Annotated in this window: 23 protein-coding genes and 1 riboswitch; of the genes, 11 read left to right on the plus strand and 12 right to left on the minus strand. The window is 71.9% G+C overall.

Annotation, left to right across the window (positions count from 1 at the left end; genetic code table 11):
- Positions 1 to 259: 259 nt before the first annotated feature.
- Positions 260 to 670, plus strand: coding sequence for a hypothetical protein (locus ACFWJW_RS18815; protein ID WP_387242147.1), 411 nt, complete (start codon positions 260 to 262; stop codon positions 668 to 670).
- Between the two features lie 193 nt (positions 671 to 863).
- Here ACFWJW_RS18815 and ACFWJW_RS18820 read toward each other — a convergent pair whose 3' ends face one another.
- The 3 genes from ACFWJW_RS18820 to ACFWJW_RS18830 form a co-directional block, all read right to left on the minus strand.
- Positions 864 to 1241, minus strand: a complete 378-nt coding sequence (locus tag ACFWJW_RS18820) for a hypothetical protein (RefSeq protein ID WP_387242150.1) — start codon at positions 1239 to 1241, stop codon at positions 864 to 866.
- Between the two features lie 166 nt (positions 1242 to 1407).
- Positions 1408 to 2031 carry a transglycosylase family protein gene (locus tag ACFWJW_RS18825; RefSeq protein ID WP_387242153.1) on the minus strand — a complete coding sequence of 208 codons (624 nt, stop codon included), beginning with the start codon at positions 2029 to 2031 and terminating at the stop codon, positions 1408 to 1410.
- A gap of 165 nt (positions 2032 to 2196) precedes the next feature.
- Positions 2197 to 2949 (minus strand): hypothetical protein, encoded by a 753-nt coding sequence (locus ACFWJW_RS18830; protein WP_387242156.1) that lies wholly within the window; start codon positions 2947 to 2949, stop codon positions 2197 to 2199.
- Positions 2950 to 3203: 254 nt separating this feature from the next.
- Between ACFWJW_RS18830 and ACFWJW_RS18835 the strand changes: the two genes are divergently transcribed.
- The 3 genes from ACFWJW_RS18835 (at position 3204) to ACFWJW_RS18845 (ending at position 5662) form a co-directional block, all read left to right on the plus strand.
- A complete protein-coding gene (locus ACFWJW_RS18835) occupies positions 3204 to 4460 on the plus strand; it encodes a sensor histidine kinase (protein ID WP_387242159.1) in 1257 nt (418 codons plus the stop codon).
- Positions 4461 to 4472: 12 nt separating this feature from the next.
- Complete coding sequence (locus tag ACFWJW_RS18840; protein WP_387242162.1) at positions 4473 to 5225, plus strand: response regulator; 753 nt, start codon at positions 4473 to 4475, stop codon at positions 5223 to 5225.
- A 257-nt stretch (positions 5226 to 5482) separates the two neighbouring features.
- Positions 5483 to 5662, plus strand: a complete 180-nt coding sequence (locus ACFWJW_RS18845) for a DUF5708 family protein (RefSeq protein WP_387242165.1) — start codon at positions 5483 to 5485, stop codon at positions 5660 to 5662.
- 56 nt (positions 5663 to 5718) lie between these two features.
- On the opposite strand, the gene ACFWJW_RS18850 is transcribed toward ACFWJW_RS18845, so the two are convergent.
- The 6 genes from ACFWJW_RS18850 to ACFWJW_RS18875 all read right to left on the minus strand — a co-directional run bounded on the left by ACFWJW_RS18850 (position 5719) and on the right by ACFWJW_RS18875 (position 11342).
- Positions 5719 to 6963, minus strand: a complete 1245-nt coding sequence (locus ACFWJW_RS18850; RefSeq protein WP_387242168.1) for a helix-turn-helix domain-containing protein — start codon at positions 6961 to 6963, stop codon at positions 5719 to 5721.
- Between the two features lie 945 nt (positions 6964 to 7908).
- Complete coding sequence (locus tag ACFWJW_RS18855) at positions 7909 to 8427, minus strand: DUF6344 domain-containing protein (protein ID WP_387242171.1); 519 nt, start codon at positions 8425 to 8427, stop codon at positions 7909 to 7911.
- A 425-nt stretch (positions 8428 to 8852) separates the two neighbouring features.
- Positions 8853 to 9284 (minus strand): DUF5994 family protein, encoded by a 432-nt coding sequence (locus ACFWJW_RS18860; RefSeq protein WP_387242174.1) that lies wholly within the window; start codon positions 9282 to 9284, stop codon positions 8853 to 8855.
- On the minus strand, positions 9281 to 10267 hold the full coding sequence (locus ACFWJW_RS18865) for an acyl-CoA desaturase (RefSeq protein ID WP_387242177.1): 987 nt from the start codon (positions 10265 to 10267) through the stop codon (positions 9281 to 9283). Before ACFWJW_RS18865 ends, ACFWJW_RS18860 begins: the two co-directional genes overlap by 4 nt.
- Complete coding sequence (locus tag ACFWJW_RS18870) at positions 10264 to 10494, minus strand: hypothetical protein (RefSeq protein ID WP_387242180.1); 231 nt, start codon at positions 10492 to 10494, stop codon at positions 10264 to 10266. Before ACFWJW_RS18870 ends, ACFWJW_RS18865 begins: the two co-directional genes overlap by 4 nt.
- Positions 10495 to 10766: 272 nt before the next feature.
- Positions 10767 to 11342 (minus strand): TerD family protein, encoded by a 576-nt coding sequence (locus tag ACFWJW_RS18875; RefSeq protein WP_387242183.1) that lies wholly within the window; start codon positions 11340 to 11342, stop codon positions 10767 to 10769.
- A 295-nt stretch (positions 11343 to 11637) separates the two neighbouring features.
- On the opposite strand from ACFWJW_RS18875, the gene ACFWJW_RS18880 reads away from it, so the two are divergent.
- The 3 genes from ACFWJW_RS18880 to ACFWJW_RS18890 all read left to right on the plus strand — a co-directional run bounded on the left by ACFWJW_RS18880 (position 11638) and on the right by ACFWJW_RS18890 (position 14305).
- On the plus strand, positions 11638 to 12087 hold the full coding sequence (locus ACFWJW_RS18880; RefSeq protein ID WP_387242285.1) for a BlaI/MecI/CopY family transcriptional regulator: 450 nt from the start codon (positions 11638 to 11640) through the stop codon (positions 12085 to 12087).
- 364 nt (positions 12088 to 12451) lie between these two features.
- Positions 12452 to 12643 carry a hypothetical protein gene (locus ACFWJW_RS18885; RefSeq protein ID WP_387242185.1) on the plus strand — a complete coding sequence of 64 codons (192 nt, stop codon included), beginning with the start codon at positions 12452 to 12454 and terminating at the stop codon, positions 12641 to 12643.
- A 336-nt stretch (positions 12644 to 12979) separates the two neighbouring features.
- Positions 12980 to 14305, plus strand: a complete 1326-nt coding sequence (locus ACFWJW_RS18890; RefSeq protein ID WP_387242288.1) for an LCP family protein — start codon at positions 12980 to 12982, stop codon at positions 14303 to 14305.
- Positions 14306 to 14320: 15 nt separating this feature from the next.
- On the opposite strand, the gene ACFWJW_RS18895 is transcribed toward ACFWJW_RS18890, so the two are convergent.
- Positions 14321 to 14869, minus strand: coding sequence for a CGNR zinc finger domain-containing protein (locus ACFWJW_RS18895; protein ID WP_387242188.1), 549 nt, complete (start codon positions 14867 to 14869; stop codon positions 14321 to 14323).
- A 435-nt stretch (positions 14870 to 15304) separates the two neighbouring features.
- Positions 15305 to 15577: a DUF1876 domain-containing protein gene (locus ACFWJW_RS18900; RefSeq protein ID WP_018092780.1), complete on the minus strand. Its 273-nt coding sequence runs from the start codon at positions 15575 to 15577 to the stop codon at positions 15305 to 15307.
- A 225-nt stretch (positions 15578 to 15802) separates the two neighbouring features.
- Here ACFWJW_RS18900 and ACFWJW_RS18905 point away from each other — a divergent pair, with 225 nt between their 5' ends.
- Positions 15803 to 16528 (plus strand): DUF4097 domain-containing protein, encoded by a 726-nt coding sequence (locus ACFWJW_RS18905; RefSeq protein ID WP_387242192.1) that lies wholly within the window; start codon positions 15803 to 15805, stop codon positions 16526 to 16528.
- Positions 16529 to 16662: 134 nt separating this feature from the next.
- Here ACFWJW_RS18905 and cobN read toward each other — a convergent pair whose 3' ends face one another.
- Positions 16663 to 20274 carry a cobaltochelatase subunit CobN gene (gene cobN / locus ACFWJW_RS18910; RefSeq protein ID WP_387242195.1) on the minus strand — a complete coding sequence of 1204 codons (3612 nt, stop codon included), beginning with the start codon at positions 20272 to 20274 and terminating at the stop codon, positions 16663 to 16665.
- 57 nt (positions 20275 to 20331) lie between these two features.
- A riboswitch (cobalamin riboswitch) is annotated at positions 20332 to 20403 on the minus strand.
- Between the two features lie 201 nt (positions 20404 to 20604).
- On the opposite strand from cobN, the gene ACFWJW_RS18915 reads away from it, so the two are divergent.
- The 3 genes from ACFWJW_RS18915 to ACFWJW_RS18925 all read left to right on the plus strand — a co-directional run bounded on the left by ACFWJW_RS18915 (position 20605) and on the right by ACFWJW_RS18925 (position 24667).
- The gene (locus ACFWJW_RS18915; protein ID WP_387242291.1) at positions 20605 to 22143 is read left to right on the plus strand and encodes a cobalamin biosynthesis protein CobG; all 1539 of its coding nucleotides are present in this window, start codon (positions 20605 to 20607) and stop codon (positions 22141 to 22143) included.
- Positions 22144 to 22253: 110 nt separating this feature from the next.
- Positions 22254 to 22934, plus strand: a complete 681-nt coding sequence (locus ACFWJW_RS18920; RefSeq protein WP_190146657.1) for a precorrin-8X methylmutase — start codon at positions 22254 to 22256, stop codon at positions 22932 to 22934.
- Between the two features lie 2 nt (positions 22935 to 22936).
- Entirely contained in the window at positions 22937 to 24667 is a 1731-nt protein-coding gene (locus ACFWJW_RS18925; RefSeq protein WP_387242199.1) for a precorrin-2 C(20)-methyltransferase, read from the plus strand.
- Positions 24668 to 24683: the final 16 nt, after the last annotated feature.

Genomic DNA, 24683 nt, shown 5'->3' on the forward strand with positions numbered 1-24683 from the left:
GGCTTCCGGTGTGCCGGCCCGGGGCCGCGGCCCCGCCCCGGCCCCGGCCCCGCCACCGAAGATCTTCGCCTGCCCGCGTCCCGGCCCGGCGGCTGCCCGTGCCCGGCCGGACCGTCCCCCGAAAGCCCCGCGAGGTGTTGGGCCACCCGGCTGATTGTGGCCGCCAGGGGTTTCGCTCTCGCGGGTTGAACGCCGGTGCGGACCGACCGCGGCAGCACGATACGTCTGGCATCCGACCGACGAAGAGGCGAGGAGCGACGTGAGAAGAATTGCGCAGGCAGGCACTGTGGCCGGGGCGTGCGGGCTGGTGCTGCTCGGCGGCGGGGTGGCCCAGGCCCAGGTGATTCCCAGCGATTCCCTGCTCGCCGCCGTCGTGGGCGCCGACGTCGGCACCGTGGCCGGCATGGTCTCCGGGGTGGTCTGCAACAACCGGCTCGCCGACTTCAACTACAAGTCACCGGTGTTCCGTTCGCCGCACCCCTGCATCAACGGGCCGGTGCACAGCGGCAACAGCCTCAACAGCGGCAACTTCCTCAACCACGGCAACCCGAACGCCAGCGGCAACATCGCCAACACCAACGGGTCGACCAACAGCGGCAACGCCGTGACCGGCTCCGCGTCGGGCAGCGGCAACAGCGTGCAGCGCATCGTGAAGGGCATCCTCCACTGACCGGGACCGGCCCCTTGACCGGGACCGGCCCCTGACACAACTACGGCCCACAGCCCTCTTCGACAGCCGTTCCCCGAGCGCCCGGCGGATTCCGCCGGGCGCTCGCCGTTTCCCCCGCGGCCGTGCGGCGCCCCGTCCGGACACGACTCCGGCCCCGGGCGCACCGGGGCCGGAGGGTCACCTCAGCGTCGGGTCACAGCCGCTGCTTGCCGCCGCGGCCGACGTGCTGAAGGTTGTTGCTGGTCTTGTTCTCGGCTCCGGTCGTGCCACCCGCATCGTCGTTGGTGTTGCCGTTGACATTGGTCGGGCTACCGCTGTTGCTGTTGTTGCCGGACAGATGGACGTTCTGCGAGTTCCGGACGTTTCCGCTGTTCAGCGGCCCGTTGATGCAGATTCTGGCTCGGTTGCGGCAGCTGAATCCGGCATGGAAGTTGGCGAAGGTGTCGCTGTTCCACACGCCGTCCCCGTCGAACGGCCCGTCCCACGCCTGGGCGGGCGACGCCCCGCCTACGGCCAGGAGCAGACCGCAAGCTCCTGCAATCACAACATTGATGCGTGCCATGTTCTTCACTGTGTGCTCCTGCACCTCGCGGTTGGTACCCCGCGGACTTGCTACCGGCCATGCCCCCGTCCACCAAGCCTGAGCAACGGCCCGTCCCGCGCATTCACCCGCACCGATCAGCGGATTCACCGTGACGGCCCTCCGGAGCACCCGGCAGCGGGGTGCCGCGCCGCCCTCAGGACCGCAGCCGCAGCCGCTGCCCCGGGTAGATGTGGTCCGGCCCCTGGTCGAGGGTGTCCTTGTTCAGGTCGTACAGGGCCTTGGTGCCGCCCGGGGTGTGGGTGCGTTCGGCGATGACGGAGAGACAGTCGCCGGGCTGCACCACATAGGTGCGGGCGGTGGTGTGGACGGGGGAGGTGAGGCTGCGGGTGCTAGGGGCCGTTTGCGGGGCCGGATCGGCCGGCGGGGTCTGCTCCGCGGCACGGGAGGTGCTGTCGCCGCTGTCGGTGGTCCGGGCGCAGTTGGGCCAGGCGGACAGCCCGCGGTCCCGGACGATGCGCTCGCCGATGGCGATCTGCTCGTCGCGGGTGGCGAGGTCGGCGCGCGGGGCGTAACGGCGGCCCCCGTAGGCGCGCCAGGTGGCCGGGTCGATCTGGAGCCCGCCGTGGTAGCCGTTGCCGGTGTTGATGTGCCAGCGGCCGTTGCTCTCACAGGCGGCGATGCGCTCCCAGTCCGGGGCCGGGCCGGCCGGTGAGCCGGCCGCCGCGGCACTCGGGCCGGCCGCCCCCAGCACACTCAGCACGACCAGCAGCACGGACAGGAGCGTTTCGACGGACCGTTTGGCGAGGGGCGACGGCATGACGGCAATCCTCCGCGGTGCTCCGGCGACGCCGTGACGCGTAACTCGCCACGACCGGTGGGCACGCACCAACTAACCCGGCAATATGGTTTTTGCCGGGACGCGGCGCCGCGACATGCGAAGGTTTCACCCGGGTGGGCGCAGGATGCCCGCGGAATCCGGCAATTACCCGGCCGAATAACAGAAGGCCGGGGTGAGCGCGAGGGATTCCGGGACGGCCACGGCGCATTCGTATACGGAAGAAAAGGCGAAGTTCCGTACCGCTACCAGGACTTCACCGCCGTGGAAACCGGGAACGCGGACCGTTCCGTGGTCGCCGGGGAAACCCGCCTCGATGCGTTCCGGCGCGAGGGACAGCCCACGGCCGACCGCTTGGAGGGCGGCGTCCTTGCGGACCCAGAAACGGGTGACGAGGCGGTCCCGCCCGGCGGCGGGGCGGCCGGCCACGAGGCTCGCCTCCTGGGCGGTCAGCACCTCGTACGGGGTGTACGGGGGCGGGGTCTCGGGCCGGACGGATTCCACCGAGAACCCCATCCGGCGGGCGTCGTCCCCGCAGGCCACGACCAGCAGACCGCGGGTTCCGTACAGCTCCCAGTGACCGGCGGCGGCCATCGCGGCGCTCACCTGCCCGGGGAGCCGGTCCCGCAGCCGGTGGCCGTCCGCGCCGCCGAGGGTGTCCCGGGAATGGCCGTTGAGGCCCGCACAGTCGTCGGGGGAGAGCCTCGTACCCGAGCCGTGGGGAGCGGCGGGTCCTACGGGGACGACGAAGACCGGGACGGGGGTGGCGGCGGGGTCCGGGTGAACGGGTGCGGGAGCGAGCGGGGCCGGGCGGGCCCGGCCGGGGTGTGGCCGGTGGTCGATCACGTCCTGGTCAGGGGATTGGGGACAGGGTTCGAGAAGAGCGGCGTTCGTTTCCACGTACTTTCCGTCCTCCGCAGTTGAGCGGTGCCGAGGCCATACCGGGTCAGTGACTTCCCGCCATATCGATGGCCCCTCTCCCCTCTTCCGCCTCCATCGACCGGACGGGACAGCCCCAGGTTTCCAGCCCCCCGGAGCGTTCGGGTCATCCCTCCTGGTGATGTCGGGCTACATACTTCGATGTACGGCGGACCGGCCCGAATTCCGGCGCCAGGGCCAGGAGAACGGGTCCCGCGCCGTCGTACTGTCCTGGTGTGTGGTTACGTCCCTTCACCAATACGCACGCGCGCGGCCGCCCCCTGCCGCTGCGTGACCTGCGCCTGGCAGTGGGCTTCTTCGCCGGCTGCCTGATCCTGTACGTCCTGGGCGGGCCACGGGTCATGGGAGGCGATCTCCCCGTCTGGCAGGCCGTGCTGCCGGTGCTCGTGCTGTGCACCACGACGGCTTTCCGCAGCACCGTGCCGCTGGTCGCGGTCGCCGTCGGCACGCTCACCGTCGGCGTGCAGATGGCCGCCGGCGGGGGCCTGGGCCCCCTCCTCGTCTATACGGACCTGCTCTATGCGGCCGCCCTGTACGGAGCCCCGCTGCTGTGCCGGGTCCTTCAGTTCGGGACCGTCGCGGCCACTCTGGCGGCCACCGTCGCCCTGGTCGTCATAGGCGACCGCTCCGAGGGCGTGACGACGGGTGTCCTCATCGCTCTGGTGCTCATCTCTCCCGTATGGACCGCGGTACTGATCCGGAACCACAAGGAGCGGGCGGACGCCGAGCGGCAGCGGGCCGCCCAGATCGACCGGCTGGCGGAGCTGGACCGCAAGACCGTGCTTCAGACCGAACGCACCCGGATGGCCCGTGAGCTGCACGATCTGGTGGCCAACCACCTCAGCGCCATCGCCATCCACTCCAGCGCCGTGCTCTCCCTGACCGAGGCACAGCGGGAGAAGGACGGTACGGCGGAGCAGGATCCGGTGCTCCAGGCGCTCTCGGTGATCCGGGAGAACAGTGTGCAGGGGCTGGCCGAAATGCGGCGGATGGTGGTGCTGCTGCGGTCCGACCGGGGGGTGGCCGACGACTGGGACCGGCCGCAGCTGAACGCGCTGGGGGCGCTGGTCGAACAGGCCCGGCCGGCCGCCGACGCGGCGGCCCTGACCCTGCACACCGACCTCCCCGAGACCTTCCCCGAGGTGTCGTCGGTGATCGAGGTGACGGCGTACCGGATCGTGCAGGAGGCGCTGACCAATGTGCTCAAGCATGCGTCGGCGGGGCGGGTGCGGATCTGCTGCGAGGCCGGCGGCGAGCAGCTGACCATCTCGGTCGACAGCCCGCTGGCCCGCCCCGACGGCCGGGCCCGGCAGCGCCCCGTGGAGCAGCTGATGACCGGTGCGGGCGCCGGGCTCGCCGGGATGTCCGAGCGGGCGGCCCTGGTCGGCGGCAGCTTCGACGCGGGCCCCGACCGCACCGCCCCGGGGCGCTGGCGGGTGCGGGCGGTGCTCCCGCTGACCCAGAACCCCTAGGAGACGAGAAAGATGGCGCAGCCAGTGAGGGAGTCAGCGGCGGACGAGCCGAGGGGCGGGCCGGCGACGGCACCGGCGGACGGTCCGGCGGGCCGGCCCCCGGGCATCCGGGTGCTGGTGGCCGACGACCAGGCGGCCGTACGGTCCGGGCTGGTCCTGCTGCTCCAGACCGACCCGGACATCACCGTGGTCGGGGAGGCCGGCGACGGTGCGACGGCGGTCCGTCTGGCCGACGAACTGCGGCCCGATGTCGTGCTGATGGACATCCAGATGCCGCGGCTCAACGGCGTCGCCGCCACCCGTGGCATCGTGGAGCGCGGCCTCGCCGAGGTGCTGGTGCTGACCACCTTCGATCTCAACGAGTACATCTACGGGGCGCTGCGGGCCGGGGCCGGCGGCTTCCTCCTCAAGAACGCGGAACCGGCCGTACTGGTCGGCGCGATACGGGCGGTGGCACACGGGGAGGGCTTCCTCACCCCGGCCATTGCCCGGCGGCTGATCAGCGAGTTCGCCGGCCGGCCGGCCTCGGACCCCACCCTTCCGGACGACGCGGCGCAGGCCCTCGACGCCCTCACCAAACGGGAGTTGGAGGTGCTGGCCTGTATCGGACGCGGGCTGACCAACAGCGCCATCGCGGAGACCCTCGATCTCGCGGAGGGCACCGTCAAGACCCACACCAGCCGCATCCTGTCGAAGCTGAAGCTGCGCAGCCGGGTGCAGGCGGCGATTCTGGCGCAGCAGCACGGGATGGTCCGGCGGGGGTAAAAGGGAGCGCTCTCAGGGAGCGGCCCCCGACCGGCCCCTGATTTTCCCCCGGGCCTCCCCTATCCGTCCCCTAGCCGCCCCTGACCGGAGCGGGAGTACATAGAAAGTGACAGACGGCGGGCGGAAAGTGTCTACCTGCGGATGATCCAAATGTACCGGCGGGACGGGATCCTGGTCCGTACAAGGAGTCCGATGCGGAGTTCGACCCGGAACCCGGCCACGGAGTCCGACACCCTCACACGGAACGAGGAAAGCCCATGAAGGGTATTGCCATAGGCATTGTGGTCACGATCGTCGGTCTGGCCCTCTGGCTGAGCACAGAGGAAGTGGAGAACTCGGTCATCTCGCTCCACAAGGCCGGACTGATTCTGGCGATCATCGGCGCCGCGGAGGCCCTGTTCGCCTTACTGGGACTCGGAAAGAAGACGAAGAAATAGCGAGAATTACGCGGAACAAAAGAATATGCGTCGCCGCGGCGGCTGCCCGGCGGCCGTCAGTCCCGCATCTCGATGAGCTCCGTCAGGCGTTCCCGGGCCCGCTCGGCGTGCCGGTATGCCTGGGCCCGCCGGAAGAGCTCCGCGGAAGTGCGGAAGTATCCGGCGGCCCTTTCCCGGTCGCCGGCCCGTGCACACGCCGCCGCGATCTCCCCGAGCGCGGCGGCCTTCTCATGGCCGCGGCCGGTGTCGGGGAGCGCGGCCAGCTCCTCGCCGAGGGCGAAGAGCCGGGCGGGGTCACCGGCCGCCTCCGCCCCGGCCGCCTCCGCCGTCGTCAGCCACAGCGGAAAGCCCGGCTCCTGGGCCACCGAGGCGACCACCAGACCGCGCTCGACGAGGCTGCGGGCCGCCGCCGTGTCGCCGCGGCGCAGCAACAGCAGCGCGTAATGGCCGTTGATCTTCTCCCACAGCGGGAATCCGGCGGCGGGGGTGACCCGGCGCGCACACTCGCCCAGCAGCGCGGCGGCGCGCTCCGGCTCGCCCCGGTCGCGCAGGTCGAGCGCCCGGTGCAGATCGACCGAGGCACGCGGCCCGGGGAGCACCCCGTCCGCCGAGGGCCGGCCATGGTCGGTAGCGGGCGCCCAGTCAGGGCAGCCGCTCCAATAGGCGCAGCGGGTGAGCACATCGAGGGCGAGCAGCGAGTGAAAACCGGTGCCCGGGTGCCGGGCGGTGCATTCGAGGTGGCCGGTCAGCGCATAGCGCAGGCCGTCCTGGACCCGGCCGGCGGACTCCAGCAGATCGGCGAGCGCGATCAGCGTGCGCAGCCGGGGCTCGGCGTACGGCTCGGGGGCGAGCTCCGTCAGCATCCGCTCCAGGACCTCGGCTCCCTCGTCCGGGCGGCCGAGCGTGCCGAGGATTTCCGCGATGGCGAGCTGGGCCTCGGTGAAGACATCGTCCTGCCGATGGGCCGGCTCCGTGTCGGCGAGTGCCCGGAATTCCGACAGGGCCCCTTCGACATCGCCGCCGTCCCATTGCCGGCGGGCCGCCACCAATCGTCCGACGAGGTCGAGCCGGCGGACACCGGTGTTTTCGGCCGGCACGGGCTCTCCGGATATTTCCGCCACGCCGACCCCGAGGCGTTCGGCCAGGATCTTGAGTGCCCGGCCACTGGGAATGCGCTTCCCGTGTTCCACCAGCGATATATAACTGGATGACATTTCGGACCCGGCCAGGTCGTGCTGTGTCATTCCCGCACTGACCCGCAGTTCTTTGATTCGCCTCCCCGTGTCCGCCAGCTCAGGCATTCCACAAACCCTCCGGTTTTCGAACGGTGGATGACCCCGGGCGGCTGCTTCAAATCGCCGAGTCACAATGAGTGCTCGGACTTTACCAAGCGGTCAAGGGGAAGTCGACCAATATGGGGATTCCTCCACCGGCCTTCGCCGGGCGTGCGGAGATCATTTAGCAGGGATGCGCGCAATGCGGACACCGCCCGCAAGGGGCCGGCCCGCCACAGCGAAATGTCGGGTCAGCCGGTGCTGGGGTACCGCACGGCCGCCGGGGCCCACGGGGGCACTCATCGGCGTCGGACCGCCGCCCGGAGACACCTCACGGGCTCGCGCAATCACACTGCGAAGGCGCACATCGGATGCGCGCAGCGGCAGCGCGTAACGGCGGCAATTCCCGCTCACCGCCGACGGAAGCCCGGCACGCATGCGTCGCGTACGGAGCTCGGGCGGGAACTGGGAGGAGGCCCGGGAACCAGCGCCCCGATCGAGGCGGGGCGGGAGAAGTCCGGGGGTGTGACAGGTGGTTCAGGTCTGTGGTCGTGCGGTCTCTCAGGTGGTCACTGCTGCTCTGGCTACGGCTGTCGCCGGCCGGGTCGCCCGTTGCTGCGGGTCTTCGTCCGTCCCCGGCGCCTTCGGGTCGTTCACCTCTGCGTAGGTTTCACGTGGAACATGTCGGCTTCTGCACTCTCGCCCACTCCTGCGTCCAGGTCTGCGTCGGAGCCTGCGTCTGCCTCTACGTCGATCTCTGCGCGTGCGTCTCTACTGCGGTGTCCGTCTCTACTTCTGCTGCTGTCTTCGCCTCTGCTGCTGTGGCCGTCTCTGCTTCAGCGTCAGTTTCTGCTTCAGCGTCATTTTCTGGGGAGCACCGCTGCGTGCTGCGGCGATGACTCATGCCTCCGGGCTGCCGCGTGGTGTGCGTACACAGCCGTGTGGATCACGCCGGTGTGTGCGCCGTCCGAGTCAGACGTAGCGGGCGGTGTGCGCACGGTTGCGGGCCGCCGGAATGACCGCGGAGCGCGCGTGCGCGTCGGCACGGTCGGCGTCCGGCGTGGTCCCGGCCGGGTCGGTGTGGCCGGCGGCGGTCAGCGGCTCGGCGCCGGAGGCGAGGCGGCTGCGCATCCCCGGCGAGGTGCCATGCGCTTCGGCCCTGATGCGCTGCTTGATCGTCGGCGGCAGCTCCGGACGGGCGAACCCCCGCCGGGCCGGGGCGGCTTGACCGTACAGCGGTACGGTGCGCGGCGCGGGTACGGCACGGGTGCGCCGTTCCGGATGGGGCTCCGGTACAGCCGCGCGTTCCGCCTCCGAGGCATCACCGCCCGGGGTCTCGGCGCCCGCGTTCCCCTTGCCCAGGGTCCGCTCGTACAGTGCGGCGTCCCGGCGCGCGGCCGAGGCCGCGGCGGAGACTCCCAGTGATGCCAGCAGCTTGCCGAGCACGACAAGGCATACCGCCCAGAACTTCATGACCTTGGTCGCAGCCATGGTCCCTCGCTTTCGGTCGGGATCTCCCCGAGAGATCCGTTGCGTCTCCTGCGTTGTGCTTCCTCTGTTGCTTCGCTTCAGTTGCGCCGCTACCGGTGCACCACTTGGATGGCGTCGCTTCTGTTGCGTTTTCTTATGATGAGTACGTAATGGGCGGATTCACGGACCGACGCCCCCGGACCGGCGTTCTTCTGATGAACACCACCCGTACGCAGTAGTCGAGACCGTGGCGAGGCCGTCCGGGGCCGGCCGCCGAGGGGCGTACGGCGCTCTCACCCGCGGTCGCCTCGCACCGCCCCCGTATCGCCCCGCACCGACTCGGGCCCGCCCGCATCCCCCAAAAAAATCTGCGGCCGTTTCACGTGAAACGGCCGCAGATAAAGGCGAGTTGGCGGCTCTACGGGCCCGCTCGCCGCGCCTCCTCCTCAGGCCGGTGTCGGCTCCCCCGTGCGGGCCATCTCCGCCATCATGCGGACGGCCTCGGGTTCAGGGGTGGTGGGCGGGATGATCAGCAGGTCCCAGCGGCCGTGGCCGGAGGAGACAAGGCAGATGGTGTCCGGGCCGGGGCGGCCGGTGGTTCTGCGGAGGCGGACGACATGGCCGGCGACGAGCGTGTGGGAGGGAAGCGCGGACCAGCCGGCGCCGTTCACCGTGGCGTGGGTGATCCGGGGCCAGTCGAAGGGCCACGCGGTCAGCAGCTCCGGGAGTTCGGCCAGCAGGTCCGTGGAGTGCGGCCACCAGAGACCGTCCAGGCGCCGGGCCGTATCGGTGTGGGGGGCGATGGCCAGGCGGGCGACGGGTGGTGGCGCGTGGTGCTGGGTGTGAGCGGGGTGGGGAGGGTCCCCGGCGGTGGTCATGCGGTGCTCCTGAGGCGGCGGGCCGCCACCCGTGCAGGATCGGGCCAGCGCACGTCCCGGACCCAGCCGAGACGCTCGAAGAGCCGGATGACGGCGGCGGACACATCGACCTGGCCGCGGTCGACACCGTGGCGGGCGCAGGTCGGGTCGGCGTGGTGCAGGTTGTGCCAGCTCTCGCCGAACGACAGCAGGGCCAGCGGCCACAGATTGGTCGCCCGGTCATGGCGCCGGGTGCGGAAGGGCCGCTCGCCGATGAGATGGCAGAGCGAATTGACGCTCCAGGTGACGTGGTGCAGCAGCGCGATGCGGATGAACCCGGCCCACAGCAGGGCGGTCAGCGCGGTGACCCAGGAGCCGCCGAGCGCCCAGCCCAGCGCGAACGGCAGGCCGAGCGTGAGCAGACACAGCACGGGAAACGCCCGGTCCACCGCGCGGATGCCCGGGTCGGCGAGCAGATCGGGCGCGAAGCGGCGGTGCGAGGTGGGGTCGTCGCCGAACAGCCAGCCGATGTGCGAGTGGACCAGTCCGCGCAGCTGACCGCGCAGGCTGGTGCCGTAGCGGTACGGGGAGTGCGGATCGCCGGGGCGGTCGGTGTAGGCGTGGTGGCGGCGGTGGGTGGCGACCCAGTCGATGACATCGCCCTGGAAGCTGAGCGAGCCGGCGAGGGCGAGCGCGATGCGCAGCGCGGGCGTGGCCGTGTAGCTGCCGTGGGTGAGGCCGCGGTGGAAGCCGACGGTGACGCCCAGGCCGCTGACGACGTAGAAGACGGCCAGCAGCACGAGGTCGATGGGGCCGACGACGCTGCCCCAGAGGAGCGGGATCCCGACGGCCAGGCCGACGAACGGGGCGACGACGATGATGCCGGTCACGGTGACGTACATCCGCCGGCCGCTGCTCGGCGGGGACTCGGTGCCGTCGTCAGGGAACGGGGAGGTCCCGTCGTAGTCCTGGGCCGACGGGACGGAGCGGGCGGCGGACGTCACAGGTCGTTTCCCGCCTTGCCCGAGGGCGGCGGTGGGCCGGTCGCAGGCGCTTCGGGGCCGGCCTCGTCATGCGGCCGCTTGTGCATCCGCTGCCGTACGGACTGCTTCCAGTCCGCGTACCGATGGGTCGGCATCCGCCCGGCACCCTGGGCATTGACCCGGGCGATGAACAGCGCTCCCAGCGCCACCAGCGCCAGCAGCACCACCACGGTCCACAGAGTCTGCATGGTGCTCACCTCACTCGGGCGGGCCGCAGCAGCGACGCGCCCGGTGTTGTGGTCCCCGAGTCCCTTGGTGTCTTCACGGTACCCCGCACCGGCCGGGCAAATCCCCTTATAGGCGGTGATAGCCCAGCACTCCCGGCGAGGAGCCACGGCCAGGCATCTTCTACAAGGCTGTAGACGGCGCTCACCGTGGGCCGTGCACGTGAGCGCCCCGGGCAGCGGACCTCCGGGCGGGGGAGGGCGGCGGCCGCCCTCCCCCGGCCGGAGGTCCCGCCTCAGACGTTGACGCCGAAGTCCGTCGCGATGCCCGCCAGGCCGGACGCATAGCCCTGGCCCACCGCGCGGAACTTCCACTCCCCGTCGTGCCGGTAGAGCTCGCCGAAGACCATCGCGGTCTCGGCCGAGGCGTCCTCGCTCAGGTCGTAGCGGGCCAGCTCCACCCCGTCCGCCTGGTTGACCACGCGAATGAAGGCATTGCGGACCTGGCCGAAACTCTGCCCCCGGCTCTCCGCATCGTGAATGGAGACCGGAAAGACGATCTTCGCGATCTCGGCGGGCACTCCCGACAGCGTGACCTCGATGGACTCGTCGTCCCCCTCGCCCTCGCCGGTCAGGTTGTCGCCGGTGTGCCGCACCGAGCCGTCGGGGCTGGTGAGGTTGTTGTAGAAGACGAAGTGCGCGTCCGAGGCGACCTTGCCCGCCTCGGTGCACAGCAGCGCGCTGGCGTCCAGGTCGTAATCCGCGCCCGTGGTCGTGCGGACGTCCCAGCCGAGGCCGACGGTGACCGCGGTCAGTCCGGGCGCTTCCTTCGACAAGGAGACGTTGCCGCCCTTGCCCAGCGAGACTCCCATGGCTTCCCTCCAGGTGTTGCCTGCGTTCCGGGTGAGCCTCAAAATCTACGGGAGTGTAGAAGTAAAGCGCCGGGGATCGACGCCGCGGGCTCCGGGCCCGACGAACCACCGCCCGGATTCGGCCACTCAGTAGGATGCCGGGACGTCCCGGGCGGCGAGACACCCGGCGCGACGGGAGGCGACGACAGTGGGCGGGAAGTCCTTCGGGAAGGCGCCGGACGGCGGGGCCACCCCTGGGCCGCGGGAAGATGACGGCTCCGGACGGGAGCGCGCCCGCCGGCGCGGCCAGGGCCAACTGGAGGCCCAGGTGCTGGCCGCGCTGCACGAGGCGTCGGGCCCGGCCACCGCCGCCTGGGTACAGGAGCGGCTCGGCGGCGACCTCGCGTACACGACCGTGATGACGATCCTGTCCCGGCTGCACGCCAAACAGGCCGTCACCCGCGAGCGGTCCGGCCGTGCGTACGTCTGGCTCCCGGCCGCCGACGAGGCCGGTCTCGCGGCGCTGCGGATGCGCCGCGTACTGGACGGCGAACCGGACCGGGACGCCGTACTGGCCAGCTTTGTCTCCGCGCTGTCCGTGCACGACGAGCAGGTGTTGCGCGCGCTCCTCGACCGCGCCTCGGCCGACGGCCCCGCCCCGGCCGACGACCCGGCGCCCACCGGCCGCCCGGCCGCGGCCACGGAGCCCGGCACGGGCCCGGCCTCCCACCGGCCCCACCCCTCGGACGAAGCCCACGGAGACTGACCGGGGGGCGGGCACAGCTGAGCCGCCGTCACCACCGCCCACTGCGGGCACGGCCATCTCCGCGCTCTGCGCTCTGCGCTCTGCGCTCTGCGCTCTGCGCTCTGCGCTCTGCGCTCTCAACGCACCGGTTGCGCTGTTCGTCGTTCTGAAGGCGGCAACGCCGCTCTGAGTGCACACTGATCCCTGACCTCACCGGGCCGGACACGGCCCACCGGATCGTGCACGCTCCGCATCGGACAACTTCTACAAGGCTGTAGACGTCGCCGGTAGAGTGCGCACACATACGCAACAGGCGTGGCCGGAGGGGGAGATGGCGACGAGGTGCGGACTCCTGACCAGGGACTGCCCGCCTCCAGAGGCGGAGGTGCGATGGGTCTATCAGCCGGTGGAGGTCCAATACCCGGACGGCAGATGGACGTTGGGGCGGATCAACGCCTGGTGGACGGACGGCGCGGGCGAGCTGTGGTGCCGGCTGCGCACCCTGCCCGGCGCATGTCCGCAGTGGCGGCGTTACGACCCCGAGTTCATCCTGCTGCTGCCCAGCGCCGGTATCTGATCCGCCACGCCCCGCCGACGCCGCCGGTCCGGCCGGCCGCCCGGGCCGAGGCCGGAGCCAGGGGCGGGATCATCCCCACCTCCGTACCGCACCGCCCGCATCACCAGCATCAGAAGGACCAGAAGGGCCATCGGCGTGCATGACAGGCAGACGCACCAGCAGACGGCCCGACGGGGCGCCGACGGCGCACCCGGCTCGCCCCCTTCCCCCGGCGGCGACTCCCGCGCGCCCGGCGGCTCCCGCGCGCCCGGCCCCGGCGCGCGCCGTAAGCCCTCCGGCTCCGACCGCCGGACCGGGGAGGGCTCCCGTAAGGCAGGCCGGACGGGCACGCTCCGGATCACCCGGCGGGGCCGCATCCTCGCCTGGACCGGCGGGGTGCTCGGCGTCCTGGTGCTCGCCACGGCCGGCGTCGGGGCGTGGGTCTACCAGGAACTCGACGGCAACATCCGCGGCGTGGACATCGGTGTCGACGGCGACCGGCCGCCCAACCTCAGCCCCGGCTCCAAGAACGTGCTGGTCGTCGGCTCCGACAGCCGCGCGGGCGCCAACGCCAAATACGGCAGGAACCTGACAACCATGCAGTCGGACACGCTGATGGTGCTGCACATCGCCGCCAACCGTAAGTGGGCCACCGCGGTGTCCTTCCCCCGGGACTCGTGGGTGCAGATCCCCGCCTGCACCCGCGGCAACGGTTCGAAGTCGTCGCCCCACCACTTCAAGATCAACGAGGCGTTCTCGATCGGCGGTGACTCCGGCGACATCCGCAAGGCCGCGGCCTGCACCATCAAGACCGTCGAGAAGAACACCGGACTGCGGATCGACCACTTCACCTCGGTCGATTTCCAGGGCTTCAAGGGGATGGTCAACGCCCTGGGCGGCATTGAGGTCTGCCCCGAACACGCCATCCACGACAAGAAGGCCCACCTCGACATGGAGGCGGGCTGCCAGAACGTCCGGGACGAGAAGGCGCTCGGCTACGTCCGCACCCGCTACAGCGTCGGTGACGGCTCCGACCTCGGCCGCATCGGCCGCCAGCAGGAGTTCATGAAGGCGCTGGGCGCCAAGGCCCAGTCCAAGCTCACCAGCCCCGGCGAGCTCTACGACTTCCTCAAGGCGGCCACCGAGTCCATCACCACCGACAAGGACCTGGCCGGCCTCAAGCCGCTCTACGACCTGGCCGCGACGGTCAAGGACATCCCCAGCGACCGCCTTACCTTCCTGACCGTCCCCAACTACTCCCGCGAGGCCGACGTCCCCACCGACAAGGCCAATGTCGTCTGGCAATACCCACAGGCCGGCGGGCTGTTCAGCGACCTCGCGCACGACCGGGAGATCGGCGCCGCCGGGAAGAAGAAGCTCGCCGAGGCCGCCAAGAACCCGGTGACCGCCCGTTCCGTGCAGGTCCGGGTGCTCAACGGCACCGGCACCCCCGGCCGGGCGGCGGCCGCCGCCGAGCAGCTGCGCAAATTCGGCTTCACGGTCATCGCCACCGGCAACGCCCCGGCGACGGACCGGACCACGCTCACCTACCCGGTCGCCCTCAAGGACCGGAGCGCGGTCCTCACCGGCCGCTTCCCCGGTATCAAGGCGAAGGAATCGGCCGACGCGGCTCCGGGCGCGGTGACGCTGACGATCGGGCCGGACTTCGCGGTGGGCAATTAGGCAACTGCATGGTCGCTAGCTGTATTGATCACGAGCGTTGTTCACAGCGCCCGGCTGCCGGGAACGGTGGCGCATCACCGCTTCGGTGTTCCCGCAGCGTGCCGTGCAGTACCGCCGCCGACCGTTCCTGGACGTGTCCACATAGGCGCGGGAGCACTCGGCGCGCAGGCAGCGCCCGAGCCTTGCTCCCCCTTCCCAGCACAGGACGAAAGCAAGGCCGCCGGCGGTGACCGCCTTGACCCTGGACAGCACGTCGGCCGAGTCGGGGACGAAGTGAAGATGGGGCTGGAGGCCGTCATGGGTGGTCACCCAAGGACGGATGGTGGCCGCCACCAGCAGGTCGTTCACGGCTGAGCACTGCTCGGCGGGATCGGTGGAACCGAACACGCGGGCCAGTTGGTCACGCCAGCCTCGAAAGCCGTCCACATCGGCAGCGCCGACCGCCGGGCGACGGATCTCATGCGCCTCCAGCAAGCGCCGCACGCTTGCCGCGCTCATCTCGGGCAGATTGATCAGATCGGCCGACAGCACGGCTCCGAGACGGCCGTAGTGATTCTGCTTCACGGGACCTTCCCGGGCGTTACAGAACCCCACCGTCCACGGTGTGGTGCTTTTCCTCCGGGCTCACATGGATCAGCTGAACGTCGGAGCAGGCGATGAGCCAGCCAGCGGTGTGGCACCACAGGTACCGCACCATTCCCTCGGACGTGAGGTGTTCGGATATCGGTCGGCAGGATTCGGAGGACAGTCCGCATGCGGGACACCACCACGGTTCACACTGCGCATCGGGGATTCGTGCCATGTCCGCCAGCGTGCGGTCATGGGTTAAATACATTCAACCATTACAAGAGCGGCGAGCGTCGGGCCGCGAGCAACGGGCGTCGGGCTCTGCCGGCAGGGGGTGCGTCACGAGGTACGTCACGGGGTGCGCGGGGTGCGTCACGGCACGCCGACGGGACGCCGGCCGGTCTGCCGGACGGCGCCCGGTGTGCCGGGGTCTCAGGCGCGCAGCCGTTCCACCGGCCGGGCCGTGTGCACTTCGATGTCGTGCGCGGCCCGCTGGAGCAGCTGATGGCTGAGGTCCGACATCGCCCGTGCCACCGCCAGCTCGTCGCCGATGGCCGGGACGTTCTCATCGGCGGGATTGCAGCGAGCCGCTCCCTGGCCGACCATCTGTCCGCCTTCCTTGCCACGCAGCCTGGCCTCGGCTCTGACCTCGCTGTCGGTCTCGGTGATGCTGATCTCGGCGTTCCATGTCTTCGTGGCAGTCACCGGAAGCCTCCTCGTCCACCCCATGAGCAGCACAGGAACCACCCCCACAAAAATCGTCGCACCGCCACCCGTGGGTCGCACCTGGGGCTCTCCACACCTTGATCCGGGGGTTTTCCTCATGGTCCGGGCGCGGTCGCGGCCATAGCCTCGAAACAGCGGGGGAGCGTGCGGGGCACGGGCCCGCACCTCGCCAAACAGCGACTTTTTCCGGGGGAGTTCATGCGTATGCGGGTCCGTTTCATCGGCGTCGTCGCGTTGGCCGGCATCGGGGCAGTGAGCCTCAGCGCCTGTGGGCTGCTGCCCGGGAAGACCTTCAAGGACGACGCCACGGTCTCGAAGAAGATCACGTCCGTCCGGCTGGACACCGGTTCGGGCGGCCTCACGGTGCACGGCGGCAAGGGCGGCGGCACGGTCTCGGTGCACCGCGCGGTCTCGTACCACGGCGAACGGCCGCAGGGCGCCACCCACCGCGTCGAGGACGGTGTGCTGGTGCTCGCCGGCTGCGGCCGCAACTGCACCGTGGACTACACCGTCGAGCTGCCGGCCGGGGTCCCGGTGAGCGGGGAGACCTCGTCCGGTTCGGTGGAGCTGGCCAAGGTGGGCCCGGTGAAGCTGACCACCAGCTCAGGGGACATCCAGCTGGACGGGGCGAGCGGCGCGGTCGATGTCCGGACCACCAATGGCCGGATCACCGGACGCGGGCTGTCGGGCGCGCGGACCGCGGCCGAGTCGTCCAACGGGGATATCGACCTCACCCCCGCCACCGCGCAGGACGTCCGCGCGAAGACCTCCAACGGCGCCATCCGGCTGCAACTGCCGAAGGGCCCGTACCGGGTCGCCGCCGAGACCAGCAACGGGGAGGAGCACATAGGCATCGCCCAGGACCCGGCGGCCCGCTACCGCCTGGAGCTGACCACCAGCAACGGGGACATCACCGCGAAGGCCGCCTGACGGAGCAGGCGGCCCGGTCCGACGGCCGGCCCCCGCCGCCCCGGTCAGCTGCCGGACTCCGGCCGCAGCCACGCGTTGTGGCCGGCCGCGGCCTTCCGCCGGGGCGGGCCACGGCCGGCCCGCCCCGTGGTGGGTCAGTCCTCGCCCTCCAGCTCCCCTTCGGTCTCCAGGAAAGCCTGGCGCAGCGCCGCCAGCGTCTCGGCGTCCGGCTTCTCCCACATGCCGCGGGATTCCGCCTCGAGGAGGCGTTCGGCGATCCCGTGCAGGGCCCAGGGGTTGGCCTCCTCCAGGAAGGCCCGGTTCTCGGGGTCGAGGACGTAGGTCTGGGCGAGCTTGTCGTACATCCAGTCGGCGACCACGCCCGTGGTGGCGTCGTAGCCGAACAAGTAGTCCACGGTGGCGGCGAGTTCAAAGGCGCCCTTGTAGCCGTGGCGGCGCATCGCCTCGATCCAGCGGGGGTTGACCACCCGGGCGCGGAAGACCCGGGAGGTCTCCTCGACCAGGGTGCGGGTGCGGACCGTCTCCGGGCGGGTGGAGTCACCGATGTACGCCTCGGGCGCCTTGCCCTTGAGCGCCTTGACGGTGGCGACCATGCCGCCGTGGTACTGGAAGTAGTCGTCGGAGTCCGCGATGTCGTGCTCGCGGGTGTCGGTGTTCTTGGCGGCGACCGCGATGCGCTTGTAGGCGGTCTCCATCTCGGAGCGGGCCGGCCGGCCCTCCAGCCCGCGGCCGTAGGCGTAGCCGCCCCAGACCGTGTAGACCTCGGCCAGGTCGGCGTCGGTGCGCCAGTCACGGGAGTCGATCAGCTGGAGCAGACCCGCGCCGTACGTCCCCGGGCGGGAGCCGAAGATGCGGGTGGTGGCGCGGCGCTCGTCGCCGTGGTCGGCGAGGTCGGCCTGGGTGTGGGCGCGGACGAAGTTCTCCGCGGCCGGCTCGTCCAGTCCGGCGGCGAGCCGTACGGCGTCATCGAGCAGGCCGATGACGTGCGGGAAGGCGTCCCGGAAGAAGCCGGAGATGCGCAGCGTGACATCGATACGGGGGCGGCCGAGCTCGGCGAGCGGGATCGGCTCCAGCCCGTTGACCCGGCGCGAGGCGTCGTCCCAGACGGGGCGGACACCCAGCAGCGCCAGCGCCTCGGCCACATCGTCGCCGGACGTCCGCATGGCGCTGGTGCCCCACAGCGACAGACCGACGGACTGCGGCCAGTCGCCGTTGTCGTCGCGGTAGCGCGTCAGCAGGGAGTCGGCGAGGGCCTGGCCGGTCTCCCAGGCGAGGCGGGAGGGCACGGCCTTGGGGTCGACGGAGTAGAAGTTCCGGCCCGTCGGCAGCACGTTGACCAGGCCACGGAGCGGGGAGCCGGAGGGCCCGGCCGGGACGAAGCCGCCGTTGAGGGCGTGCACGGCGTGGTCGATCTCGTCGGTGGTGGCGGCGAGGCGCGGGACGACCTGACGGGCGGCGAAGTCGAGGATGTCGGCGACCGCGGCCGGGTGTCCCTCGGCGGCCTTGGCCACCGCTGCCGGGTCCCAGTCCGCGTCCTCCATCGCCTGCACCAGGGCGCGGGCGGTGGCCTCCGCCTCGTCGGCGGTCGTACGGGTGGCCGCGGACTCGTCCAGTCCGAGCGCCTCCCGCAGACCGGGCAGGGCGGACGTACCGCCCCAGATCTGGCGGGCGCGCAGGATGGACAGAACGAGGTTGACCCGTGCCTCGCCGGTCGGCGCGCCGCCCAGCACATGGAGTCCGTCGCGGATCTGGGCGTCCTTGACCTCGCACAGCCAGCCGTCGACGTGCAGCAGGAAGTCGTCGAAGCCGTCGTCGTCGGGGCGTTCGTCCATCCCCAGGTCGTGGTCGAGCTTGGCGGCCTGGATCAGCGTCCAGATCTGGGCGCGGATCGCGGGCAGCTTGGCCGGGTCCATCGCGGAGATGGCCGCGTACTCGTCCAGGAGCTGCTCCAGGCGCGCGATGTCGCCGTAGGACTCGGCGCGGGCCATCGGCGGGACGAGGTGGTCGACGAGGGTGGCGTGCACCCGGCGCTTGGCCTGGGTGCCCTCGCCGGGGTCGTTGACCAGGAAGGGGTAGACGAGCGGCAGATCACCGAGGGCGGCGTCCGGGCCGCAGGCCGCGGACAGGCCCGCGTTCTTGCCGGGCAGCCACTCCAGGTTGCCGTGCTTGCCCAGGTGGACCATGGCATCCGCGCCGAAACCGCCGTCTTCGGCAGCGGCCGCGATCCAGCGGTACGCCGCCAAGTAGTGGTGCGAGGGCGGCAGATCGGGGTCGTGGTAGATCGCGATCGGGTTCTCGCCGAAGCCGCGTGGCGGCTGGATGAGGATCAGGAGATTGCCGCGGCGCAGCGCGGCCAGCACGATGTCGCCGTCGGGGTTCCGGCTGCGGTCGACGAACATCTCGCCGGGCGGCGGCCCCCAGTGCTGCTCGACGGAGTCCCGGAGTTCCTGCGGCAGCGTGGCGTACCAGCGCTTGTAGTCGGCGGCCGGAATGCGGACCGGGTTACGGGCGAGCTGTTCCTCGGTGAGCCACTCCTGGTCGTGGCCTCCGGCCTCGATGAGGGCGTAGATCAGCTCGTCACCGTCGCCGGACTCCAGGCCCGGGACCGGCTCGGCGGTCTCGTCACCGAAGTCGTAGCCGTCCGCCCGGAGGCGGCGCAGCAGGGCCACGGCACTGGCCGGGGTGTCCAGCCCGACCGCGTTGCCGATGCGGGAGTGCTTGGTCGGGTAGGCGGACAGCACCAGCGCGAGGCGCTTCTCCGCGGCCGGGATGTGGCGCAGCCGGGCGTGCCGGACGGCGATCCCGGCGACCCGGGCGGCGCGCTCGGGGTCGGCGACGTAGACCGGCAGTCCGTCCTCGTCGACCTCCTTGAAGGAGAACGGGACGGTGATCAGCCGGCCGTCGAACTCGGGGACCGCGATCTGCGAGGCGGCGTCCAGCGGCGAGAGTCCCTCGTCGTTCTCCTCCCAGGCGCTGCGCGGCCCGGTCAGGCACAGGGCCTGGAGGATCGGCACGTCCAGGGCGGCCAGCGCGCCCGCGTCCCAGGACTCGTCGTCGCCGCCCGCGGATGCCTCGGCGGGCTTGCTGCCGCCCGCCGCGAGGACCGTGGTGACCAGGGCGTCGGCGCTCCCCAGTGCCTCGATCAGCTCCGGCTCGGGGGCGCGGAGGGAGGCCACGAACAGCGGCCGGGCGCGCCCGCCGGCCGCCTCGATCTGCTCGCACAGGGTCCGTACGAAAGCGGTGTTGCCGCTCATGTGGTGGGCGCGGTAGTAGAGCACGGCGACCAGCGGGCCGCTCTCGTTGCGCCCTTCCCAGTCCAGCGGGCCCCAGGACGGGGCGGGCTCCGGCGGCTCGAAGCCATGGCCGGTCAGCAGCACCGTGTCGGAGAGGAAGCGGGCGAGCTGGTCGAGGTTGGCGGGGCCGCCGTGCGCGAGATAGGCGTGCGCCTCGGCCGCGATGCCGACCGGGACCGTGGACTGCTCCATGAGCTGGGCGTCGGGGGCCTGTTCACCGGTGAGCACGACGACCGGCCGGTGCTGGTCCTCGGCGAGCAGCACCTCCAGGCCCTCCTCCCAGGCGCGGATGCCACCGAGGAGACGTACGACGACGAGGTCGGTGCCCTCCAGCAGCGCGGGGAGTTCGGCGACATCGAGACGGGCGGGGTTGGCGAGCCGATACGGCACGGGACCCGTGGCCGCCCGGGCGCTGAGCAGGTCGGTGTCGGAGGTCGACAGCAGCAGAAGCATGCGAGCGCAGGCCCTTCCTCGGGGTATCCGCGCCCCGGGTGGTCGTATGGACGGCGGGAGTTCCTGGCTCACCGGCAGCTGCCGGGTTCACAGTGGCGGGACCGCGCCGGATTCACACCGGGCTTCCTCCCTGGGGCCGTAAGGCCCTGCGCCGTCGCTGGCGTCGGCGGGACGTCCGACCCACCGACCTGCATAGTAAGGGCTGCGGCCGCGCGAGGTAAGCGGGCCTCCGGACCGGCCGTATCGGTACGGGGCGCGCGCCTGCGTACGCGGATTCGGGCCGCGAGCTTGGCCGGATCCGGCCCGGATGGGCCACCCGCCTCCGTGGGTATGCTCGCGGCCATGCCGCCCTCCCCCTCGACACGGCCCCCCGGGTCCGAACCGCTTATACGGGACCGCGGTGACGCCTGCCCGGGAGCGCTGCGGCTGCACTCCGCCGCCGACGGCCACCTCGCCCGAGTGCGACTGCCCGCCGGGGATTTGACGGTACGTCAGGCGGAGGCGCTGGCCGACGCCGCGGACCGGCTCGGGGACGGCCATCTCTCCCTCACCTCCCGCGGCAACGCGGAACTCCGTGGCCTCCCGGACGACTGCGGCGGCCGGCTCGCCGCCCTGCTGCGCGACGCCGGCCTGCTGCCCTCCGAGCGCCACGAACGCATCCGCAACATCCTCGCCTCCCCCCTGGCCGGACTGGACCGGCACACCCCTTCTGACGTGCGGTTGTGGGCCCGTGACCTGGACCGGCTGCTCTGCACGAGCGAGTCCGCGACCGCGCTGTCGGGCCGCTTCCTCTTCGTCCTGGACGACGGCCGGGGCGATGTGGCGGCGCTCGGCGGCGATGTGAGCTTGGTCGCAGAACCGGCCGGGACCGAGGCCCCGGCAGACGACGGGGACCAGGCCGGGACCGGACATCCGGCCCGCCCCGGAGGCACTGCCCTGCTGCGGGTCGGCGACGACCCGGCGGCCCTGCGCATCGCCGGCCCCGACGCCCCACGCGCCGCCCTCACCGCCGCCGAGGCATTCCTCTCCGCCGCCGAGGCAAGCGGCAGCGGCGCCTGGCGGGTCCGTGAACTCCCGCCCGAACACGGCCTGACGGCCCGGGCGGTCGCGGAGCGGCTGCGGGGAGCGGGGGTTGGGTTTGGGTTTGTGGCCGGAGTGGCGGAGGTGGCCGAGGCTACGGACCCCGTGCCGGACGCGGCTCCCGCGCCATACGCGGTCCCCGCGCCGTACCCCGCCCCCGTTTCCTACGCCGACTCCTCCGCCCCCGGCATCGTCGAGGGGCTCGATGGCGCCCGGGCGCTTTCCGTGCTCGCACCGCTGGGGCGGCTGTCCGTCGCGCAGTGGCGGCTGCTGACCGGTGTCGCCGCGGCGGACGGGGAGGGCGTTCTCCGGCTCACCCCCTGGCGCGGCATCGTCATCCCGGGGCTGTCCGCCGACGTGGCGGCTGCCCGCCTGCGTGAACTGGCCGCCGCCGGGCTGATCACCGACCCGGACTCCCCCTGGCACCGCATCGGCGCCTGCACCGGCCGCCCCGGCTGCGCCAAGTCCCGTACCGACGTACGGGGCGATGCAACGGCCGCGGTCACGGCGGGCACGCCCGTCCCCGTCCCCGTATCCGTCCCCATATCCGTTTCAGGCCCCGACACCTGCAACCCCGCTCCCCGTCACCGACCGGGACCGGACACCCCGGCGGCCCCCCGTCACCACCTCCCCGTGTACTGGTCCGGCTGTGAGCGGCGCTGTGGGCACCCGCACGGTGCCTGGGTCGATGTGCTGGCGACGGCGGACGGTTACCAGGTATCGGTCGTCCGGCCGAAGACCCCACCCGCCCCGGCGGCACCCCCCGCAGCCCCCCGCCCCACCTCATGAACCACCTCCGCCCCACAGCGCCATGCTCCACCCCGACCCACCGCGCCACCCCATGAACCGACCCACAGCGCCACGCCCCACCCCATGAACCACCCCCGACCCACCGCGCCATGCCCCACCTCCAGAACCGTCCCGTACCCGACAACCCCGAGGCCACAGTGACCGCGTTCGACTACGAGAAGGACGGTGCGGCGATCTATCGCCAGTCCTTCGCCACCATCCGCGCCGAGGCGGACCTCGGCGGCCTGCCCGCCGACGTCAGCCGGGTCGCGGTCCGCATGATCCACGCCTGCGGCATGGTCGACCTGGTACGCGATCTCGCCTTCACCCCCGAGGTGGTGGCCCGCGCCCGCGAGGCGCTGCGCGCCGGTGCGCCGATCCTCTGCGACGCCAACATGGTGGCCAGCGGCGTCACCCGTAAGCGGCTGCCGGCCGACAACGAGGTGCTGTGCACCCTCGCCGACCCGTCGGTGCCGGACCTGGCCGCCCGGATGGGGACCACCCGCAGCGCCGCCGCCCTGGAGCTGTGGCGGGACCGGATGGAAGGCGCCGTGGTCGCGTTCGGCAACGCCCCCACCGCCCTCTTCCGGTTCCTCGAAATGATCGAGGAGGGCGCACCCCGCCCCGCCGCCGTCATCGGCATACCCGTCGGCTTCATCGGCGCCGCGGAGTCCAAGGACGCTCTGATCGCCCACCCGTCGGAGCTGGACCACATCGTCGTGCGCGGGCGCCGGGGCGGCAGCGCCATGGCCGCCGCCGCGATCAACGCCCTGGCAAGCGAGGAAGAGTGAGCGTGAGCGAGCAGCAGCTGACCGGTCGCCTCTACGGTGTGGGCCTCGGCCCCGGCGACCCGTCCCTCATGACGGTCCGAGCGGTCGAGGTCATCGCCGAGGCCGACGTCATCGCCTACCACAGCGCCCGGCACGGACGCTCCATCGCGCGCTCCATCGCCGCACAGCACCTCCGTGCCGACCACATCGAGGAAGCGCTGATCTACCCGGTCACCACGGAGTCGACCGATCACCCCGGCGGCTACCGGGGCGCACTGGACGAGTTCTACGAGACCGCGGCGGCCCGCCTCGCCGCGCACCTCGACGCCGGCCGCACGGTCGCCGTCATCTCCGAGGGCGACCCGCTCTTCTACGGCTCCTACCAGCACATGCACAAGCGGCTGGCCCACCGCTATCCGACCGAGGTCATCCCCGGCGTCACCTCCATCAGCGCCGCCGCGGCCCGCCTGGGCAAGCCGCTCGCCGAGGCCGACGAGGTCCTGACGATCCTCCCCGGCACGCTCCCGGAGGAGGAACTGACCGCCCGCCTGGCCTCGACCGACACCGCCGTCGTCATGAAACTGGGCCGCACCTTCCCCACCGTCCGCCGCGCCATGGAACGTTCCGGCCGTCTCCTGGAAGCCCACTACGTCGAGCGCGCGACGATGTCCGGCGAACGCACGGAGCGGCTGGCGGACATCGACGCGGAGACGGTCCCGTACTTCTCCGTCAGCGTGGTGCCGAGCCGCATCGCGGACCTGCCACCGGCGGACACGGCCACGGGTACGGGTACGGCCGCGGGTACGGGTACGGCCGCAGGTACGGGTACGGGTACGGCCACTGCCGCGGCCACGACTACGGCCCCGGCTACGACCACGACCGCCGCCCCGGCTGAGGCCACGGCAACATCCACGGCCACGGCCACGGCCACCGCCACCGCCACCGCCACCGCCACCGCCACCGACGAACCGTCCGGCGCCGGCCAGGCGGAGTCCTCCCCCCACCCCGGCGAGGTCGTCGTCGTCGGCACCGGTCCGGCCGGGCCGCTCTGGCTGACGCCCGAGTCCCGTGGCGCCCTGGCCGCCGCCGAGGACCTCGTCGGCTACACCACCTACCTGGACCGCGTCCCGCTGCGTCCCGGTCAGCGCCGCCACGCCTCCGACAACAAGGTCGAGTCCGAACGCGCCGAACTCGCCCTCGACCTGGCCCGGCGCGGCCGCCGGGTGGCCGTGGTGTCCGGCGGCGACCCGGGCATCTTCGCGATGGCCACCGCCGTCCTGGAGGTCGCCTGCCAGGCCCCCTACCGCGCCATCCCCGTACGGGTCCTCCCGGGTGTCACCGCCGCCAACGCGGCCGCCGCCCGCGCCGGCGCCCCGCTCGGCCACGACTACGCGGTCATCTCCCTCTCCGACCGCCTCAAGCCCTGGGAGGTCATCGCCGAACGCCTGCATGCCGCGGCCGGCGCCGACCTGGTCCTCGCCCTCTACAACCCCGGCTCCCGCAGCCGCACCTGGCAGGTCGGCAAGACCCGCGAACTCCTCCTGGAACACCGCGCCCCCGACACCCCCGTCATCCTCGCCCGCGACATCGGCGGCCCCGAGGAGTCGGTACGCACCGTCCGCCTCTCCGACCTCGACCCCACCCAGGTCGACATGCGCACCCTGCTCATCGTCGGCTCGTCCCAGACTCAGGCGGTACGGCGCGATGACGGGACCGAGGTCGTGTGGACACCGCGGAGGTATCCGGAGGGGTGAGCCGACCGGCCGGGTA

Source organism: Streptomyces sp. NPDC127097, assembly GCF_042724075.1.
GTDB lineage: Bacteria > Actinomycetota > Actinomycetes > Streptomycetales > Streptomycetaceae > Streptomyces.

Coding starts and splice junctions, on each gene's coding strand:
- ACFWJW_RS18855 (WP_387242171.1), bottom strand. CDS start 8,427: ATGGCTGCGACCAAGGTCATGAAGTTCTGGGCGGTATGCCTTGTCGTG.
- ACFWJW_RS18850 (WP_387242168.1), bottom strand. CDS start 6,963: ATGCCTGAGCTGGCGGACACGGGGAGGCGAATCAAAGAACTGCGGGTC.
- ACFWJW_RS18915 (WP_387242291.1), top strand. CDS start 20,605: ATGCTCGCGGCCATGCCGCCCTCCCCCTCGACACGGCCCCCCGGGTCC.
- ACFWJW_RS18845 (WP_387242165.1), top strand. CDS start 5,483: ATGAAGGGTATTGCCATAGGCATTGTGGTCACGATCGTCGGTCTGGCC.
- ACFWJW_RS18860 (WP_387242174.1), bottom strand. CDS start 9,284: ATGACCACCGCCGGGGACCCTCCCCACCCCGCTCACACCCAGCACCAC.
- ACFWJW_RS18870 (WP_387242180.1), bottom strand. CDS start 10,494: ATGCAGACTCTGTGGACCGTGGTGGTGCTGCTGGCGCTGGTGGCGCTG.
- ACFWJW_RS18875 (WP_387242183.1), bottom strand. CDS start 11,342: ATGGGAGTCTCGCTGGGCAAGGGCGGCAACGTCTCCTTGTCGAAGGAA.
- ACFWJW_RS18840 (WP_387242162.1), top strand. CDS start 4,473: ATGGCGCAGCCAGTGAGGGAGTCAGCGGCGGACGAGCCGAGGGGCGGG.
- cobN (WP_387242195.1), bottom strand. CDS start 20,274: ATGCTTCTGCTGCTGTCGACCTCCGACACCGACCTGCTCAGCGCCCGG.
- ACFWJW_RS18825 (WP_387242153.1), bottom strand. CDS start 2,031: ATGCCGTCGCCCCTCGCCAAACGGTCCGTCGAAACGCTCCTGTCCGTG.
- ACFWJW_RS18905 (WP_387242192.1), top strand. CDS start 15,803: ATGCGGGTCCGTTTCATCGGCGTCGTCGCGTTGGCCGGCATCGGGGCA.
- ACFWJW_RS18920 (WP_190146657.1), top strand. CDS start 22,254: ATGCCCCACCTCCAGAACCGTCCCGTACCCGACAACCCCGAGGCCACA.